Source organism: Novosphingobium aquimarinum, from assembly GCF_009746585.1.
Classification (GTDB): Bacteria; Pseudomonadota; Alphaproteobacteria; order Sphingomonadales; family Sphingomonadaceae; genus Novosphingobium; species Novosphingobium aquimarinum.
Genome location: NZ_WRPO01000002.1, coordinates 26,180 through 41,676, shown reverse-complemented (window position 1 = coordinate 41,676; position 15,497 = coordinate 26,180). Strand labels below are relative to the sequence as shown.

The 15,497-nt window shown below is 63.5% G+C and carries 11 protein-coding genes; 5 read left to right on the top strand and 6 right to left on the bottom strand.

The features are described 5' to 3' along the window. Window positions 1-136: 136 nt before the first annotated feature. Window positions 137-2,503 (bottom strand): TonB-dependent receptor, encoded by a 2,367-nt coding sequence (locus GQO94_RS02235; RefSeq protein ID WP_156839527.1) that lies wholly within the window; start codon window positions 2,501-2,503, stop codon window positions 137-139. 493 nt (window positions 2,504-2,996) lie between these two features. Here GQO94_RS02235 and GQO94_RS02230 point away from each other — a divergent pair, with 493 nt between their 5' ends. Beyond that, window positions 2,997-3,866: an SDR family NAD(P)-dependent oxidoreductase gene (locus tag GQO94_RS02230; RefSeq protein WP_156839526.1), complete on the top strand. Its 870-nt coding sequence runs from the start codon at window positions 2,997-2,999 to the stop codon at window positions 3,864-3,866. A gap of 245 nt (window positions 3,867-4,111) precedes the next feature. Continuing rightward, window positions 4,112-5,239 (top strand): MFS transporter, encoded by a 1,128-nt coding sequence (locus tag GQO94_RS02225; protein WP_198045762.1) that lies wholly within the window; start codon window positions 4,112-4,114, stop codon window positions 5,237-5,239. Between the two features lie 2 nt (window positions 5,240-5,241). On the opposite strand, the gene GQO94_RS02220 is transcribed toward GQO94_RS02225, so the two are convergent. Continuing rightward, window positions 5,242-6,966, bottom strand: a complete 1,725-nt coding sequence (locus tag GQO94_RS02220; protein WP_156839524.1) for an FAD-binding protein — start codon at window positions 6,964-6,966, stop codon at window positions 5,242-5,244. Between the two features lie 235 nt (window positions 6,967-7,201). Between GQO94_RS02220 and GQO94_RS02215 the strand changes: the two genes are divergently transcribed. Continuing rightward, a complete protein-coding gene (locus GQO94_RS02215) occupies window positions 7,202-8,440 on the top strand; it encodes an MFS transporter (protein ID WP_156839523.1) in 1,239 nt (412 codons plus the stop codon). A 4-nt stretch (window positions 8,441-8,444) separates the two neighbouring features. Here GQO94_RS02215 and GQO94_RS02210 read toward each other — a convergent pair whose 3' ends face one another. The 3 genes from GQO94_RS02210 to GQO94_RS02205 form a co-directional block, all read right to left on the bottom strand. Further along, the gene (locus GQO94_RS02210; protein WP_269748727.1) at window positions 8,445-9,548 is read right to left on the bottom strand and encodes an FAD-dependent oxidoreductase; all 1,104 of its coding nucleotides are present in this window, start codon (window positions 9,546-9,548) and stop codon (window positions 8,445-8,447) included. After that, window positions 9,467-9,898 carry an FAD-dependent oxidoreductase gene (locus GQO94_RS21200; RefSeq protein WP_269748725.1) on the bottom strand — a complete coding sequence of 144 codons (432 nt, stop codon included), beginning with the start codon at window positions 9,896-9,898 and terminating at the stop codon, window positions 9,467-9,469. Before GQO94_RS21200 ends, GQO94_RS02210 begins: the two co-directional genes overlap by 82 nt. Before the next feature lie 116 nt (window positions 9,899-10,014). Further along, window positions 10,015-11,616 (bottom strand): GMC family oxidoreductase, encoded by a 1,602-nt coding sequence (locus tag GQO94_RS02205; RefSeq protein WP_156839522.1) that lies wholly within the window; start codon window positions 11,614-11,616, stop codon window positions 10,015-10,017. A gap of 193 nt (window positions 11,617-11,809) precedes the next feature. Here GQO94_RS02205 and GQO94_RS02200 point away from each other — a divergent pair, with 193 nt between their 5' ends. Next, window positions 11,810-13,501, top strand: a complete 1,692-nt coding sequence (locus tag GQO94_RS02200; RefSeq protein ID WP_156839521.1) for an FAD-dependent oxidoreductase — start codon at window positions 11,810-11,812, stop codon at window positions 13,499-13,501. 56 nt (window positions 13,502-13,557) lie between these two features. Here GQO94_RS02200 and GQO94_RS02195 read toward each other — a convergent pair whose 3' ends face one another. Further along, entirely contained in the window at window positions 13,558-14,070 is a 513-nt protein-coding gene (locus GQO94_RS02195; protein WP_156839520.1) for a nuclear transport factor 2 family protein, read from the bottom strand. A 237-nt stretch (window positions 14,071-14,307) separates the two neighbouring features. Here GQO94_RS02195 and GQO94_RS02190 point away from each other — a divergent pair, with 237 nt between their 5' ends. Continuing rightward, the gene (locus GQO94_RS02190; RefSeq protein WP_156839519.1) at window positions 14,308-15,489 is read left to right on the top strand and encodes a sulfotransferase family protein; all 1,182 of its coding nucleotides are present in this window, start codon (window positions 14,308-14,310) and stop codon (window positions 15,487-15,489) included. Window positions 15,490-15,497 lie beyond the last annotated feature (8 nt).

The following is a 15,497-nucleotide window of genomic DNA, read 5'->3' as shown; positions in this document are numbered from 1 at the left end:
GGTGGTCGCACAGGGAATATAAATCGAGGGGGGGAACGCTCAGCGCTCCCCCCTCGACGTTTGTAGGACGGTTAAGAACGTCAGGTCGCTACCGCCCTCTCGTCTTGATGAATTGCAAGGCGAGAAGGCGGCATGATCAGAAATTGACGCCCAAAGTCAGCCCATAGGTGCGCGGCGGGATGAAGTTCGCCGTCGTCAGGCCGCCGAAGCTCGGCCCGAAATCGATATAGGTCAGTTCCTTTTCCGCATCGAAGACATTTCGCCCAAACGCGGTCAGCGACCACTTGACGCCGCCCATGTCGATTTCGCTGAGCACGGCGCGCAGATCGACGACGGTGCGGGCAGGGGCCTGCGTGTTGTAGGCGGTCTGCGTGCCCACCGGTCCGCGCAGCGCGAACGGGAAGATGAAGTACTTCGCCGTGTACGCCACGTCCGCGATCAGGTTGAGGCGCATGCCGTCAGCCGCCTCGAAGGCGCGCCAGTCGACGCTGCCGTTGGCTTGGTAATGCGGCGCGTGACTGAAGGCGCGATTGTCCGCCACGTCCTGCCCGCGATCGATGAAGGTCTTGTACTTCGGATCGAGGTACGCGAACGAGCCGCTGACCGTGAGGCTGTCCACCGGACGCGCGACGGCCTCCACTTCCAACCCGCGAATGCGCGCGGAGCCGGCGTTGAGAACGATGGACGACGCCGCGCCCTGGCCCGTGAAGACCGACAGCTGCAGATCCTTGCTCTCGTTCCAGAACGCCGCGATATTCAGCGTAAGCCGGTTGTCGAGCAGGCGGGATTTCAGGCCGATTTCATAGCTGTCCAGCTTTTCGGGCCGGTAGGGCGTGGCCAGCTCGTTGGGATCCGAGGATTCGCCATTGAAGCCGCCGCTCTTGAAGCCCTTCGCGTACTTTGCGTAGAGGTTCACTTCCTGGGTCGGCTTGTAGCTGACCACCAGCGTCGGCGAGACGTTGCTGTATTTCGCCTTCGGCGTCGTATAAATTTGGTCCGCCGTCAGGAAGCCGGCGGGCACGTCCGGCCCCGGAACCTTGTCCAGGTTGTAGGCGAAGCTGTTGGCCGGATTGGCAAGGTCACCATAGAGGCGGCTGATCGTCTTGCGCTCCTTGGTGAGGCGCAAACCGCCCGTGAGCGTGATCTGGTCCGTCACTTCATAGTCGACTTGCCCGAACGCCGCGTAGGACTTCGTCGTGCCCGCATAGCGGGAATCATACTGGGCCGATCCAGCAAAGAAGCTCTGCGGATTGATGGTCTTGGCCTTGTCGGCCGAATAGTACAGGCCGACGACGTACGTCAGGCGATCGAGACTTCCGGCCAGTTGCAGTTCCTGGCTGAACGCGTGGTAGTGCGAATCGCGACCCGACGTCGCCAGCGGCAGGGGCGATCCGTCCAGATCGAGCCGGTCGTCGAAATTGACGCTGCGGTAGGCGGTGATCGACTTCAGTTCGCCAATGTCGCCCAGATCGAGCGCGCCGGTCAGGCTGTGCCCATATACGCGCACGCGTTCGAACACATCCTCATTGATCGAGGCTACGTCCTGGCGCTCCGTGTTCACGTACTTGTCGTAAGGGAACGTGGCGCCGACGAACGGATAGGCGGGCGATGTCGGATCGAAGAAACCGCCCGAATAAAAGCTATAGGGTTGCGTGTAGGCGGGGCGCTGATCGACCTTGCTGTAATCGAACGCATAATCGAGCGTCAGCGCTTCGACAGGATTATAGCGCACTTGCGCCATGAAGCTCTTGGTGTCCTGATTGTCGACCGACTTCACGTTGCTCTGTCCCGCCAGCGGGACGTTCGGCACGGGATTGGGCACGACTTTGTAGAAGCCATCGCGCTTGGTGATCTGTCCCGAAAGCTTGACCGCGAAACCCGCGAAGCTGGGCAGGTCGAGATTGCCGCGAACCTGGCGGAAATCGTAATTGCCGTAGCTGACTTGCGCCTTGCCGCCGAACTCGCCCGTAGGCTTCTGCGTGATGATGTTGATCGCGCCGGCCAGCGTGTTGCGGCCGTAAAGCGTGCCCTGCGGACCACGCAGTACCTCGACCCGGGCAATGTCTGCCACGTCGAAGAAGCCGCCTTGCGCCTTGCCGAGGTAGACGCCGTCCAGGTAAAGCCCGACCGTGGGCTCCCAGGTAAGCGCCGGGTTGATCGTGGTGGCGCCACGGATCGTGATCTGCGCAACCGTCGTGTTGCTGGCGCCGCGTTCGATCTTCACGTTCGGCGCGATATTGCCGAGCTGTTCGATCGAGGTGATGTTGCGCTGCTCCAGATAGCGCTCGTCGACGGCGGAAACCGCGATCGGAACATCCTGCAGGTTCTGCTCGCGCCGCTGCGCGGTGACGACGATGTCGCCATAGGCTTCCGGTGCTGCCGGGGGCGCTGGGGGCGTTACGGCGGTGTCCTGCGCTTGCGCAAAAACCGAAGTGCACGGCAACGCCACAAGCGACACGCCCGACAGAATCGCCGCTCGCAGGCCCTTCCCGCGCGTGAACATCGTACCCTCCATTACATCCTATCCCTTGAATACTTGAGCGACGTGCGCCGCGATGAGCGCAATCGCTTCTTCCGTTGTTGCAATAGCCCCCTACAGCCCAACCTCCCGCTGCGCAAGTGGCGCATAGATATCGATCTTGTGAGCAGTTTGCGGTATGGTGAGGATAGAAAAGTACGCACCTAGCTTATCAGTCGAGATGCGAAAATTGGCCTTGGCGGTGGCTGTTACCGAAAGGCACGGTAACAACACTCGTGAAAGCGCCATTGTCCATGAATGCGGATGATTTCGAACATTCGCGCTATCATGCGACAAAAACGTGGTCGCCAATCGATATATGATCCGATAAGTCTCACTTTGCGTAACGTGAGGCTCGAAATCTCACGCGGTAGCTTTCGCGCGCTCCTTAGACGGGCTTGCGAATAAAAAGATCGGGTCAGGGTACGGGCTGTTCGAGATCGCCCGGATCAACGTTCACTCGATCAAGGAGAGAGGCATGAGCCATAAGGCCGGCGAAATCGTTGCGGTGGTGACCGGCGCAAGCCGTGGCGCGGGTTCCGGATTGGCAGTTGGCCTGGGTTGCACGGGCGCGACGGTCTACGTCACCGGTCGTACGCTCGAGGCGGGGCAGTCCCGCTTCCCCGGTTCCATTCAAGAGACCGCTGATGCGATCACGGCCGCCGGAGGACAAGGCATTCCGGTCGCGGTGGACCACGGTGATGATCGGCAGGTCAAGGCGCTGTTCGAACGGGTGGCCGACGAGCAACAGGGACGGCTCGATATCCTCGTCAACAACGTCGCGTACATCGACGACGATCTGATTAATCCGGGCGTTTTCTGGGAAAAGCCGCTCGATTTGGTGAAGATCCTCGATATCGGCCTGCGCTCGCAATATGTGGCTTCGTACTATGCGGTGCCACTGATGGTCGCGCGCTCAAGCGGTCTGGTCACGTTCTCGTCGTCCTTCGGATCGGCCTGCTACATGCACGGGCCTGCCTATGGCGCGCAAAAAGCCGGCGTCGACAAGTTCGCAGCCGATATGGCGGTCGACCTGAAGGACACCGGCGTCTCGGCGGTTTCGATCTGGATGGGGCCGCTCAAGACCCATCGTACGGACGTGGCCGCGGCGGCGCATCCCGAACAATACGCCGAGTTCATGAAGGTGGCCGAATCGCCCGAATTCACCGGCCGCATCATTCGCGCGATCCATGACGATCCGGAACGCGAAAGCCTTTCCGGCCAGACGCTGATCGGGGCGGAGATCGCGACCCGCTACGGGATCCTTGATGATGGCGATGTGCAGCCGCCTTCCTATCGCGAGATGCTTGGCGAACCGCGCATTCCCCACCCCGCGATCGTTCGATGAGACGAATAAGCCGTCATTATAGCGGCTCGCATTGAGTGCGCGGTCGATTCCACAGGCCGTCCTAACGACGGAGTAGTTGAAGCGCTCCGACAGGCGCGGCCGATAAAACAAGTCCGCACCGAGCACCTTCGGCAGCGGAAGCCCATCAGGGGCATCATGGGAGTTTCAAATTGATGGATGCCCGCGCGAGCACCCCAGCTGACCAAGGCTCGAGTCTCAGCCGATTTTGGCTGATCGCCGTCCTCTTGACCGGGTCCGCTTACTCGGGCCTCATCTTTGTCGTCGTCGGCCCGATTCTGCCGAACCTCGCCAACCGATTTGCCGACGATGGCGGCGATGTGCTTGCGCAATGGGTCATGACCGTGCCCGCGATCGGTCTCGTTCTTGGTGGGCTGTCTGGCGGCTGGCTGCTCAGCCGCTTCAGTTTCGGCTTGCTGTTGCCGTTCCTGCTGCTGGTCTACGGCTTGGCCGGGAGCGCCGGCGCGATCCTCGAAAGCGCGCCGCTGCTCCTGGTCAGCCGCTTCCTGATCGGCTTTTGCGCCGTCATCATTTCGCTAGGCACGACCGTACTGATCGCGGATCGCTTTACCGATGTCGATCGCGCGAAAATGCTTGGTTACAAGAATTCCCTTTCCTCGGCCACGAGCATCGCCGGCATGTTGCTTGCGGGACTGCTGGCCGAGACTTTCGGTTGGCGGATCGCTTTCCTGCTTTACGCCATCGCGCTCGCCTTCGTGCTGCCTGCGATCCTGTTACTCAAGCAAGGCCGTACGATCGCGAGCCAGCCCCAGCAGGGTAAGCTGTTCGCGCCGCTCGCTTCGGCGCGGCTGCTTTACCTTGGCGTCATCCTTTTCGGCATCCTCGTAATGGCGCCCCTTACGCAAGTGCCTTTCCTCTTGCGGGAAATCGACATTACCGGGGCGGGCACGCTTTCGCTCATTCTGGGCTTCACCTCCATCGGCAGCACCTTGGGCGCCTTTGCCTATGGCCGTGTCTATGCCTTGCTGGGAGCATCCGCCACGCTGGTCGCCTTCATGACGCTTTGGGGCACCGGCATGCTCACCCTGGGCACGACGGCGTCGGTCGCGCAGACGATCGTGGGTTGCGGGTTGTGCGGTATCGCCAGCGGGCTGTTCATGGTCCACATGGCGAACCTGATGGTGAGCCGCGTGGCACCGAACGATCGCGCCAACGCGATGGGCTTGCTCTACGTGTCCCTCTTCCTGGGAGACTTCCTGACGCCGCTCGTCCTGGTACCGCTGGCCTCGACGTTCGGGCGACATACCGCCTTTATGCTTCTGGCGGTTCCGTGCTTCGTTACCGCCGCCGGGGCATTCCTGGCTTCGCGCCGCCCTTCGGCCGCTCGGGCCTGACGTCAGACGTTCGCCTTGGCGACATGTCGCGCGGCGCGGCGACCAGAGAACACGCAATCGGCATAAGATAGCCCGCTGACATACGTCTGCGAGGCGATCCCCACCGCGCACCGACCCGCAGCATAAAGCCCTTGTATCGGTTTCCCTTCCGGATCGAGCACTAGCCCCGTCTCTTCCTCGACCCGCAGCCCACCAAAGCTGATGACGGGTAGCGGCAGGAACCGGCTCGCGACCGAGATGTCCATTGCATAGAACGGCCCTTGCTCGATCGTCTGCATATCCGAGATTTCCTTGCCGAAAGGATCGGGCGCTTCGCCGCGCGCGGCGCGGTTGTAATCGGCGACCGTCCGAACCAGCACTGCGGGATCGAACGGCATTTTCGCCGCCAGTGCTTCCAGCGTAGGCGCCTTCTGATAATTGAACAGCAGGTTGAGCAGAGTGACGTCGCGCTGGAACGGCACCAGGATGGGATCGCGCGCCTGCTTAAAGGCCGCCTTGCGCGCGGCGGCGTCGTAAATGATCCAGGCCCGGCCGCCCTGGTGGTCGCCGATGTGTTCGCCCAGCGTCGCGCCATAGACGGTCTCGTCGACGAAGCGCTCGCCGCGCGCGTTGACGACGATGGCATCGGCCCAGGCCTTGGGCGGATTGATGAAGCGCCAGGCGCTGATCTTGCTCATCAGCGCGGTGGATCCGCCAGCGGAGATGCCAAGGTAGATGCCCGCACCCTGATCGCCCAGCGTGCCGTTGGGCATGCCCTCGCGATAGTCGGGCGCATGCTCTGCCACCATCTTGGGGTTCATGATGTAGCCGCCGGCGCTCAGCAAGACGCCTTCGCGCGCGCGGATCCAGCGCGTGACGCGGCCCCGCGATTCGATCGCCATGGCCTTGCGCAAGTAATGGTTGCCGATGCCGATGGTGACCGCGGCAAAGGGCAGGGCGGGGGGCAGCATCGCCAGGAACTTGTCGGCACGGGCGATGTAGCGGCTGAAGCGCTTCGCCTGAGGCGATCCTTCGGGGATCGACAGGACCTTCACGCCGATGACGCGGCCGCTGGTGTCCATGGCCAGTTGCCTGGCTTCGCTATGGCGGTGGAAGCGCATGCCAAGCTTCAGCGCCGCGTCGCGCAAGGGTTCGTAAAGCGCAATGCCGAGGCCCCAGGCCTTCTTGCCGTTGCGCACGAAAGCCCGGTGCCCGCGCGCGGCCGGCTTGGCGCGGCGGGCATAGCTGCCGACCAGTGTGTTGTCCGGATGGTAGAGAAAGTAGTCGAGCGGGGGATAGGACGCTTTTTTGCGCCAGGTCTTCGAATTGAACGGGCCACCGTGTGACATGAGCCAGTCCACGGTCGAAACGCTCTCATCCACGAACCGGCGCAGTGTTGCATCCGATACGACGTCTCCTGCCTCGATCTTGAGGTATTTGTACATCTCTTCGGGCGTGTCCTCCTCGCCCGCTTCCTTTTGGATCGCCGTGCCGCCGCCTGCGTAGAATATCCCACCATTGGCGGCCGTGGAGCCGCCTCCTTCGTACCGATCGACAGCGATGACGCTGGCGCCACGCTCGACGGCCTCAAGCGCCGCCGATACCCCCGCGCCGCCCAGGCCGACGACGACGAGGTCGGCTTCCTCGTCCCAGGCGTGCTGATCGGGATCATCGAGGATGAGCGGGTCCTCGATTTCAAGGCCGAGTTCGCGCGCCTTTTGCGCGACGCCGCCGGTGCTCTGTCGCATATCGTCCCCCAATCAGTCGCCAAGGGCTTCGCGCGGACCGATTGTCCGCTCACGGCCTCGTGCGGTGAGTTTTGACACCTATAATCTGCAATACGATGATGCAATGAAGCATACGTCGTGAGAGATGTGCTTGATCTGGCTTCCGTCTACGCAAATAGCTGCCTACACGTTGCACGCGGAGGCCAGAACCGATCACGGTCACGGGCGTGGGCGTGGGCGTGGGGAGAGTTGACGAATGGTCCGGGCAGAAGATGAACGGATCACGCGCGGTCACGTGCAACTGATCGCGCTGCTGACGATCGTAGTGATGTTCGAAGGGTTCGACGTCAGCGTCACCAGCGTTGTCCTGCCGTACATCAGCAAGGACTTCGGCGCGACGTCGTCCGCGCTGGGCGACGCGCTGGCGCTGATCGCGATCGGATCGATCCTCGCGTTCGCCACGGTACGGCTGGCCGATCGCTTCGGTCGCCGGCCCGTCCTGCTGGTATCCGCGACGGCGTTCTCGCTCGGCTCGCTCGGCACCGTCTTCGTCGATAGCCTCGCGGCCTACACCGCGGTGCAGCTGATCACGCGCATCTTCCTCGTCACCCAGATCGCCACCGCATACGTGATCGTCAGCGAAGTGCTGCCCGCCAGGGCGCGCGGGCGCGCAAACGGCCTGCTGGGCGCGTTCGGCAGCTTTGGCGCCGCCTTGCCGTACCTTCTGCTTTCGCCCGCGGTTACCTCCCCGCTGGGCTGGCGGCTGTTGTTCGTGGTGGGGGCGGCGCCGCTACTGACGTTGCCGTTCCTCTATCGCTGGCTGCCAGAGACGCCGGTCTGGCAAGCGGCGCGAAATCCCGGCGAGCGACGGTTCTCAGCGCTGCAAGAGCTGCGCGCGCTGCTCGCGCCCGCGCTGCGCAAGCGCACCGTCGCGATGACATTGGTCTGGCTCATCATCAATTTCGCCAGTTCGGTCTCCACCTTGTTCTTCACGCTTTACGTCGTGCAGGAGCGGCAGTGGAATCCCGGCGACCTCGCGCTGATCGCGCCTTTCGGACTGGTGGGCGCCTTTACCGGTTATCTAGGTGCCGGCTTCCTGATGGACAGGATCGGGCGGCGCTGGACCCTGTCGCTGCTTCTGGGAGCGCTGGGGACGCTGACCCTTGTTTGCTATCTCAGCCACGATTGGTGGGCGGTGGCGCTCGGCTTCGTCGGAATACAGACGTCGATCGGTGTCTGGGTGGTCGCCTATACGCTCAATTCCGAGTTGTTTCCCACCGAGTTGCGCGCGGCGGCGAACGGCTGGTGCCACAATCTCGTGGCGCGTTGGGGCGTGGTACTCGCGCCTTGGGCTTTGGGAGCCTTGTCCGCGCGACTGGGCGCCATCGCGCCGGCTGCGGCGACGCTGGGCCTGCTCACCTTCCTTGCCATTCCTCTGGTCTGGATATTGCTACCCGAAACCCGGGGGCAGCGGCTTGAGGACAGCGCCGCGTGATGCGTCAGCCTGCGGCGGCGCTGCGCCCCGCCTGACGGCCGAAGAACGTGCAGTCGGCCAAGCTCATCCCCGAGCTATAGCCATGCCCCCAGCGCGGCAGACCCGAAGTCGCGCGGCCCGCCGCATAGAGCCCCGGCACCGGCTCGCCCGCGCGATCGCGCACCTGCCCGGTGGGCAGGGTGGACAGGCCGCCCAGCGTGAAGAACGAAAAGTAGCTATCCGAAAAATTCAGTTCGAGCGCGGCAAACGGCCCTTCGTCCAGCACTTTGAGCCACTGCGGCGCCTTGTGGAACACGGGGTCGTGTCCCTCCCTGGCATAGCGGTTGAACGTCTCGACCGTCGCCGCGAGCGTGCCCGGAGCCAGCTCGAGCTCGCTTTCGACCTCTTCCCAGGTCTCGCCCACCGCCGCGATCGAAATGCGCGCCAGTTCGATCGGCTGGCTGAAGATCGCGTTGTCGACGAGCAGCCAGACTTTGCGGCCCGGCTGATCCACGATCGTGCGGCTCACCCGGCCGTGATAGCAATCCTCGTTGATGAAGCGATTGCCCGCTTCATTGACGAAGATGCCCTTCACGAAATCGGGCGGCATAATCCAGGGGCAGGTGGTAAAGAATTCGTCCATATGAATGGCGTCGCCGCCAGCGCCCATGCCCATCAGGATGCCCGAGCCATTGTCGTTCTCGCCAATCGGGTCGGAGAGCTTGAGCGTGCCGGGCGCATAGCGCGCCAGCATCTCGGCATTCATCGCGAAGCCGCCGGTACACAGCACGACGCCGCGTCGCGCGCGGACATTCAGCGACTGGTTGTCGATCCGCACGACCAGGCCCACCACGCGCTCGTCGTCCATGATCAGCGACTGCACGCGGGCATCGGTGCGGACGTCCACGCCAGCTTCGCGCACGCGCGCTTCGAGGATATCGATCAGCATGCGGCCGCCGCCCCAGCCCATGAACTGAAGCACGTGGCCGCGCGGCGCGGGTTTGGCGGTTTCAGAGAACGGCCAGGCCTCCTCGCTGCCGGACCAGATCAGCGTGTCTCCTCGGGCGGCTCGATGATCTTGCCGGGCAGGTACGTGCCCTTGTACGGCACGCCTTGTTCCTTGAGCCATTCGTAATGCGCAAGGCTGTTCTCGGCATAAAGGTCGCACTTGGCGACATCGGCATCCGGCCCGCCCGCCAGCTTCAGATACGCCGCGAGCGCCTCGGTCGTGTCCTCGAACCCGGCCGAGCGCTGCACGTCGGTGCCGCCGCCGATATAGATCTCGCCACCCGATAGCGCCGAAGCGCCGCCGCTGCCCGAACCCGCCTCGAACAAGGTGACCGAGGCCCCCGCGCGCGCCGCTTCCAACGCGGCGCAGGCGCCCGATGCACCGAAGCCCACCACCGCGACGTCGGTTTCGATATCCCAGCTCTCGACATCCTGCGCCAGCAACGGCCTGTGCAAGGTTCCGCGTGCCATACGTCTCTCCCAAATCTTTGCGCCGACTAGCGCCGGCTTTCCGCTTCCAGATGTCGTTAAACAATGAATTGCGCAACCGTAAGAGGGTTTCGAGACGCAAATGACGATTAGGCGCCTTATTGCCGCGTAAGGATCATTTCCGCCGCCTTTTCCGCAATCATCATCGTAGGCACGTTGGTGTTGCCGCCCGGAACGCGCGGCATCACCGAAGCATCGACGACGCGCAGGCCGGACACCCCATGCACGCACAATTGCGGATCGACGACCGCCATTGGATCGTGACCCATCCGGCACGTCCCCACCGTATGAATGTCGGATACCGCCGTCTCGCGCAGATAGACGTCGAGCTCGTCATCGCTTTGTAGATGCGTCCCCGGTGCCAGTTCCTCGCCGCGCATCGGATCGAACGGAGCTTGCGCGAAGATCTTCCGTACCGCTCGGATCGCGGCCCGGCCCGCCGCCATGTCGCCCGGCGTCGCGAGGATATTCGGATCGATCGCGGGGGCGGCGAGGGGGTCGGCACAGGTCAGCCGGATCTCGCCCACGCTTTCGGGTTTGAGCAAATCGATATGCGCGAAGTAGCCGTGCTGGTTGATCAGCTTGCGCCCCATCGCTTCATAAAGTGCCATCGCGAAGTGGATCTTGATGTCGGGCTCCTGCGAGCCGGGCATGGTGCGCACATAAGCGGCGACTTCGGCGGGCGGCGTGGCCAGCGGACCCTTGCGGAACAGAACGAAGTCGATCACGGCGCGGGAAGCCGCGAGCGGGTGAAAAAAGTTCCACATCGACAGCGGCAACGTGGACGCCTGCTTCACCGTGACCGCAACGTGATCGCGGTAATTCTGCCCCACCCCCGGCAAGTGATGGGTGACGGCGATGCCGTGTTCGGCGAGATGCGAAGCGTCGCCGATGCCGGACAGCATCAGCAAATGCGGCGAATGGATCGCGCCGGCCGAAACGATCACTTCGCGCGCGGCGGTTGCGCGCTCCCGCTTGCCGCCGCGCGCGTCGTACTCGACGCCGATCGCGCGGCCCTCTTCCACAAGGATGCGCCGGACATGCGCGCCCGTCACCACACGCAAGTTGGCCCGGCGTCTGGCGGGGCGCAAATAGGCGCGCGCCGCGCTGTAGCGTCGTCCGCGAGAGGCAGTCACGTCCGCTGGGCCGACGCCTTCGCGCTTGGCGCCGTTGAAATCCGCATTGTAAGAAAGGCCCGCCGCCTGCGCCGCCTCGCTGAACGCTTTGGCAAGCGGGTGCTGTATGCCCGGACGGCTGACATGCACGGGGCCACCGGTGGCGTGAAAGGCGTCTTCGCCCGGTTGATAATCCTCGAGCTTCTTGAAGTAAGGCAGCACGTCCTCATAGCTCCAGCCCTCGTTGCCGAGCTGGCGCCAGCCATCGTAGTCGCTCGCCGTGCCGCGATCGTAGACCATGCCGTTGATCGCCGAGGAGCCGCCCAGCACTTTCCCGCGCGGCGTGTAGACCTGGCGACCGCCCGCGTGTTTCTGAGGCACGCTGACATGCATCCATTGGAACCAGCCCTGATGCATGATCGGCAGCAACCCGCCGGGCGCATGGATGAACACGCTCCGGTCGCGGCCGCCCGCTTCGATCAGCAGGACGCGGTTTCGCGAATCCGCCGAGAGCCGGTTGGCAAGAACGCAACCCGCCGAGCCGGCGCCGACGATGATGAAGTCGTATGCTGAGGCTTGCGTCACGCGTGATCTTTCGCATTGTGGGGACGGGAGACGGAAAGCGCATCGGGTTTCGCCAGCGCCGAAACGAACCGCCAAGCGTCGTGCGGCCCTTCCTATTTCGCGCAGAACTATGCGTTAACGACCTTGCATCTGCAAAGCCGAAAGTTCAATCAGCCAATCAAACGCGTAAATTGGCGCTAAGGAAGGATCCGAGATGGCAGGCACGAATTGGGATGAGGAAGTGGACGTGCTCGTCGTCGGTTCGGGGGCAGGCGGCCTGACCGCCGCGGTCGCCGCCGCCGATGCTCATGCCCGGGTGCTGGTGATCGAGAAGGGGGACGAATATGGCGGGACTTCCGCCACGTCCGGCGGCGGCATCTGGATCCCGAACAGTCCGCTCGCGCAAGAGCACGGCCACGAGGACAGCGAGGAGGAGGCCTTCGCCTATGTCCGCCCGCAAAGTGCCCCCAACGTGCCCGACGAGCTGATCCGCGCCTATATTCGCAAAGCGCCTGAGATGCTGACGTGGCTTCACGAGCAGACGCCCGTTCGCTTTGCCGCGATGCCGTATCCAGATTATCATGTCGAATATCCGGGCGGGAAAATGGGCTATCGCACCCATCTCCCCCTGCCTTTCGACGGCAAGGAACTGGGCGAGGATATCCTGACCTTGCGGGGGCCGTCGCCCGCCGCCAGCCTGCTCGGCGTCATCAACTGGCGGTTCGATGAGACGTACGCGCTGCTGCTTCGCCCCAAGGGCTGGACGGGAACGCTGGGCAAGATGCTGTGGCGCTACGCCTCGGACATGCCGCATCGCTTTCGTTCGATGAAGGACCGCCATCTGACCCTTGGCAATGCCTTGATCGGCGGCCTGCGCCTGGCGCTCAAGCGGCGTAACGTACCGCTGCGGCTCAAAACCGGTCTCGTCCAGCTGGTGCGCGAGGATGATCGCGTTGTCGGCGCCATTGTCGATCAGGACGGCAAGCGCCGGCGCATCGGGATCACGCACGGCGTTATCCTCGCGGCAGGCGGATTCGAGCGTAACCCGGCGCTGCGCAAGGCGCACCTTCCCGGCTCCGACGATCCGACGATGAGCGGCTCGCAAATCAACAACACCGGCGATTCCATCATGGCCGCGCAAGCCGTCGGCGCGGCGCTGCGCAACATGCATTCGACCTGGTCGGCGCCCGTCTTCCGTGTGCCGGGCGAAAAGCGCGCGCGCCTTTCCACGATCGAGCGCGCGCTGCCCGGCTGCATCATCGTCAATCAGGCTGGCAAGCGATACATGAACGAGGCCGCCTCCTACCATGTGGTCGGGCGCCAGATGCTCGAGAATGACAAGCCGGGAGCCGGTACTCAGCCCAGCTTCGTGATCTTCGATGCGACCTTCCGGCACAAGTATCCGATGGGACCCCTGCTGCCGTTGGTTCCGGATGCGCTGCAACTGCCCGCCGTCAAGCGCACCATGTGCAAGGCCGACACGATCGCCGCTCTCGCACCGAAGTTGAGCATTGACCCCGAAGTGCTGGAGGCGACCATTGCTCGATTCAATGCCGATGCCGTGAAAGGTGTCGATACCGAATTCGATCGCGGTGGTCCGGCTTACGACAAGATGTATGGCGACCCCAGGGTTCAGCCCAATCCCACGCTTGCCCCGCTGGTGAAGGCGCCGTTTTATGCGATGCCGATTTATGGCGGGGACATCGGCACCAATGGTGGCATCGTCACCGATGAAAACGCGCGCGTGCTGGATGAGCACGACCAGCCGATCGCGGGGCTTTACGCGGTGGGCAACAATGCGGCCTCGGTCATGGGGGAAAGCTACCCCGGAGCGGGTGTAACGCTGGGGCCGGCCATGACTTTCGGTTATGTCGCGGGCCGGCACGCGATGGGCGCGAACACCTGATCGACCGCGCTTGATCGTGGCGGGGCCGGCCGCCCCGCCGCCCGATCACCCCATGATCACCGGGGTGGCGGCACTGGACCTTCCGCGTCCGAGCGACCCGCCACTTCCACGCGCATGATGCCATCGGGACCGACCGTCCCGACCAGCATCGACATGCGCCGGCTGACCGTGCGTGAGATCAGCCAGCCGCCCTCCTTGCGGACGAACTCGTCGTCGTAATTCACCGCCAGCTGGGTCTGGCGGCCGCTCGCCGTGTCGATCTGGAAGAAGTAAAGGTCGAACGCGCCCGTGGCCCGGTCTCCGTTGAGGGAAATGATCGGATGCAGGCCGTGATGCATGTCGACGATGTTGGGCACGCACCCCCACTTGCGAAACACGTCGACGAAGGCATCGGCGTCGGTGAAGAGCGGAAAGCCCTCGTAGTCGATCACCGCATCATCGGTGAAGCACGCCCGCACATCCTCGGGCTGCTTGCGGTCGCAGGCGCGCAGATAGCGCCATTTCAGCTCTTCGATCGCACGAATATCTTCCAGCGCGGCCAGGCGCTCTTCGATCGATGGCTGGGTCATGTCGGTCCTTTTTCGTTGCTGGCAGCGCGCAGCAGACGCTGCGACGTCGTTAGGAAGGCGGTTGTTCCCGCAACTGCGCAATTCATGCAAGCAATTACCGAACACTCTTCCTTTGCGTATCAGAAATAACCCGCTAGACAGCAGATCGTGTCTTGCTCAAATGGGTTGCCGTTATCGTCGCGCCCTTTGAGGGCAAGGCCGCGAAGACGACAGCATAGTCGAATGGGAGAAACAAACATGGTCAGCGCCGCCGCTGCAACCGGGCAACCCGCCTTCGATCGCGAGACCCTGCTCGACGCGGCGCGTCAGCGCGCGGGGCTCGACGATTTCGGGGACACCTGGTTTTTCGAGCCGATGGACAAGTTCATCGAATCCGCCAACGCCGAGGCGAAGCTGACCCCCGCCGGCTTCGAAGCGCAGACCGAAGTGATCGTGAAGGGCCTGGTCAGCCGGCTGCGCATGGTCGAGGACATCAAGCGCCATCCCGAGATCCTGGACGAAAAGGTCGAGGTCGCGGGTATCATCCTGGGCCTTCCGCGCACCGGCAGCACCATCTTCCACCGCCTGCTCGCCAGCAGCCCCGGCATGACCGCGATCCGCTGGTTCGAAGCGCAGAACTTCGCGCCGTTCCCCGGCGAAACGTTGGGCGATCCCAAGGAGCGGCGCGCCTACGCCGAAGCGATGATCGAGGGCTGGCTGCAGGCCGCGCCCGAACTGACCTCGATCCACCCGCTCGAAGCCGAAGGTCCCGACGAGGAAATCCTCATTCTGGGACAGATGTTCGTCAGCACGATGGTCGAGGGCATGACCTTCGTTCCCGGCTTCACCGCATGGCTCGACGATTACGATCAGTCGCGCGGGCATGAGGATCTGAAGACGATCCTCAAGTATCTGCAATGGCAGGAGCCTGCCCGGCGCGGATCGAAGTGGATCCTCAAAAGCCCCTCCAACCTGCCCTATACCGAAGTCGCGGCGCGCGCCTTTCCCGACGCGCTGCTGATCATGACGCATCGCGATCCTGTGCAGACGGTCCCGTCCTACGTCTCGATGCAGGCGACCCTGTACAAGCTTGGCGCGACAATCGACGATCGCGATGTGGGGGCGTACTGGTTCGCGCGGCTAGTCAACTGGATGAAGCGCTTCGAAGCCGCGCGTCAGCGGATCGGCGAGGATCGCTTTATCGATATCGACTATCGCGACGTGGCGCGCGAGCCTCTGGTTCAGGCGCAGCGCGTGCTCGAACGCATGGGGCTCCCGGTCGATGGCGGCAGCGAAGCCGCGATGGCCGAGTTCATGGCGGGCAACCAGCGTGAGCAGCGGCCGATGCACGATTACTCGCCAGAGCAGTACGGCCTTGACGAGGGCGAGATCAAGCAAGCCTTCGCGGATTATCGCAGCCGTTACATCAAGCGCGACTGAGGAGCGGG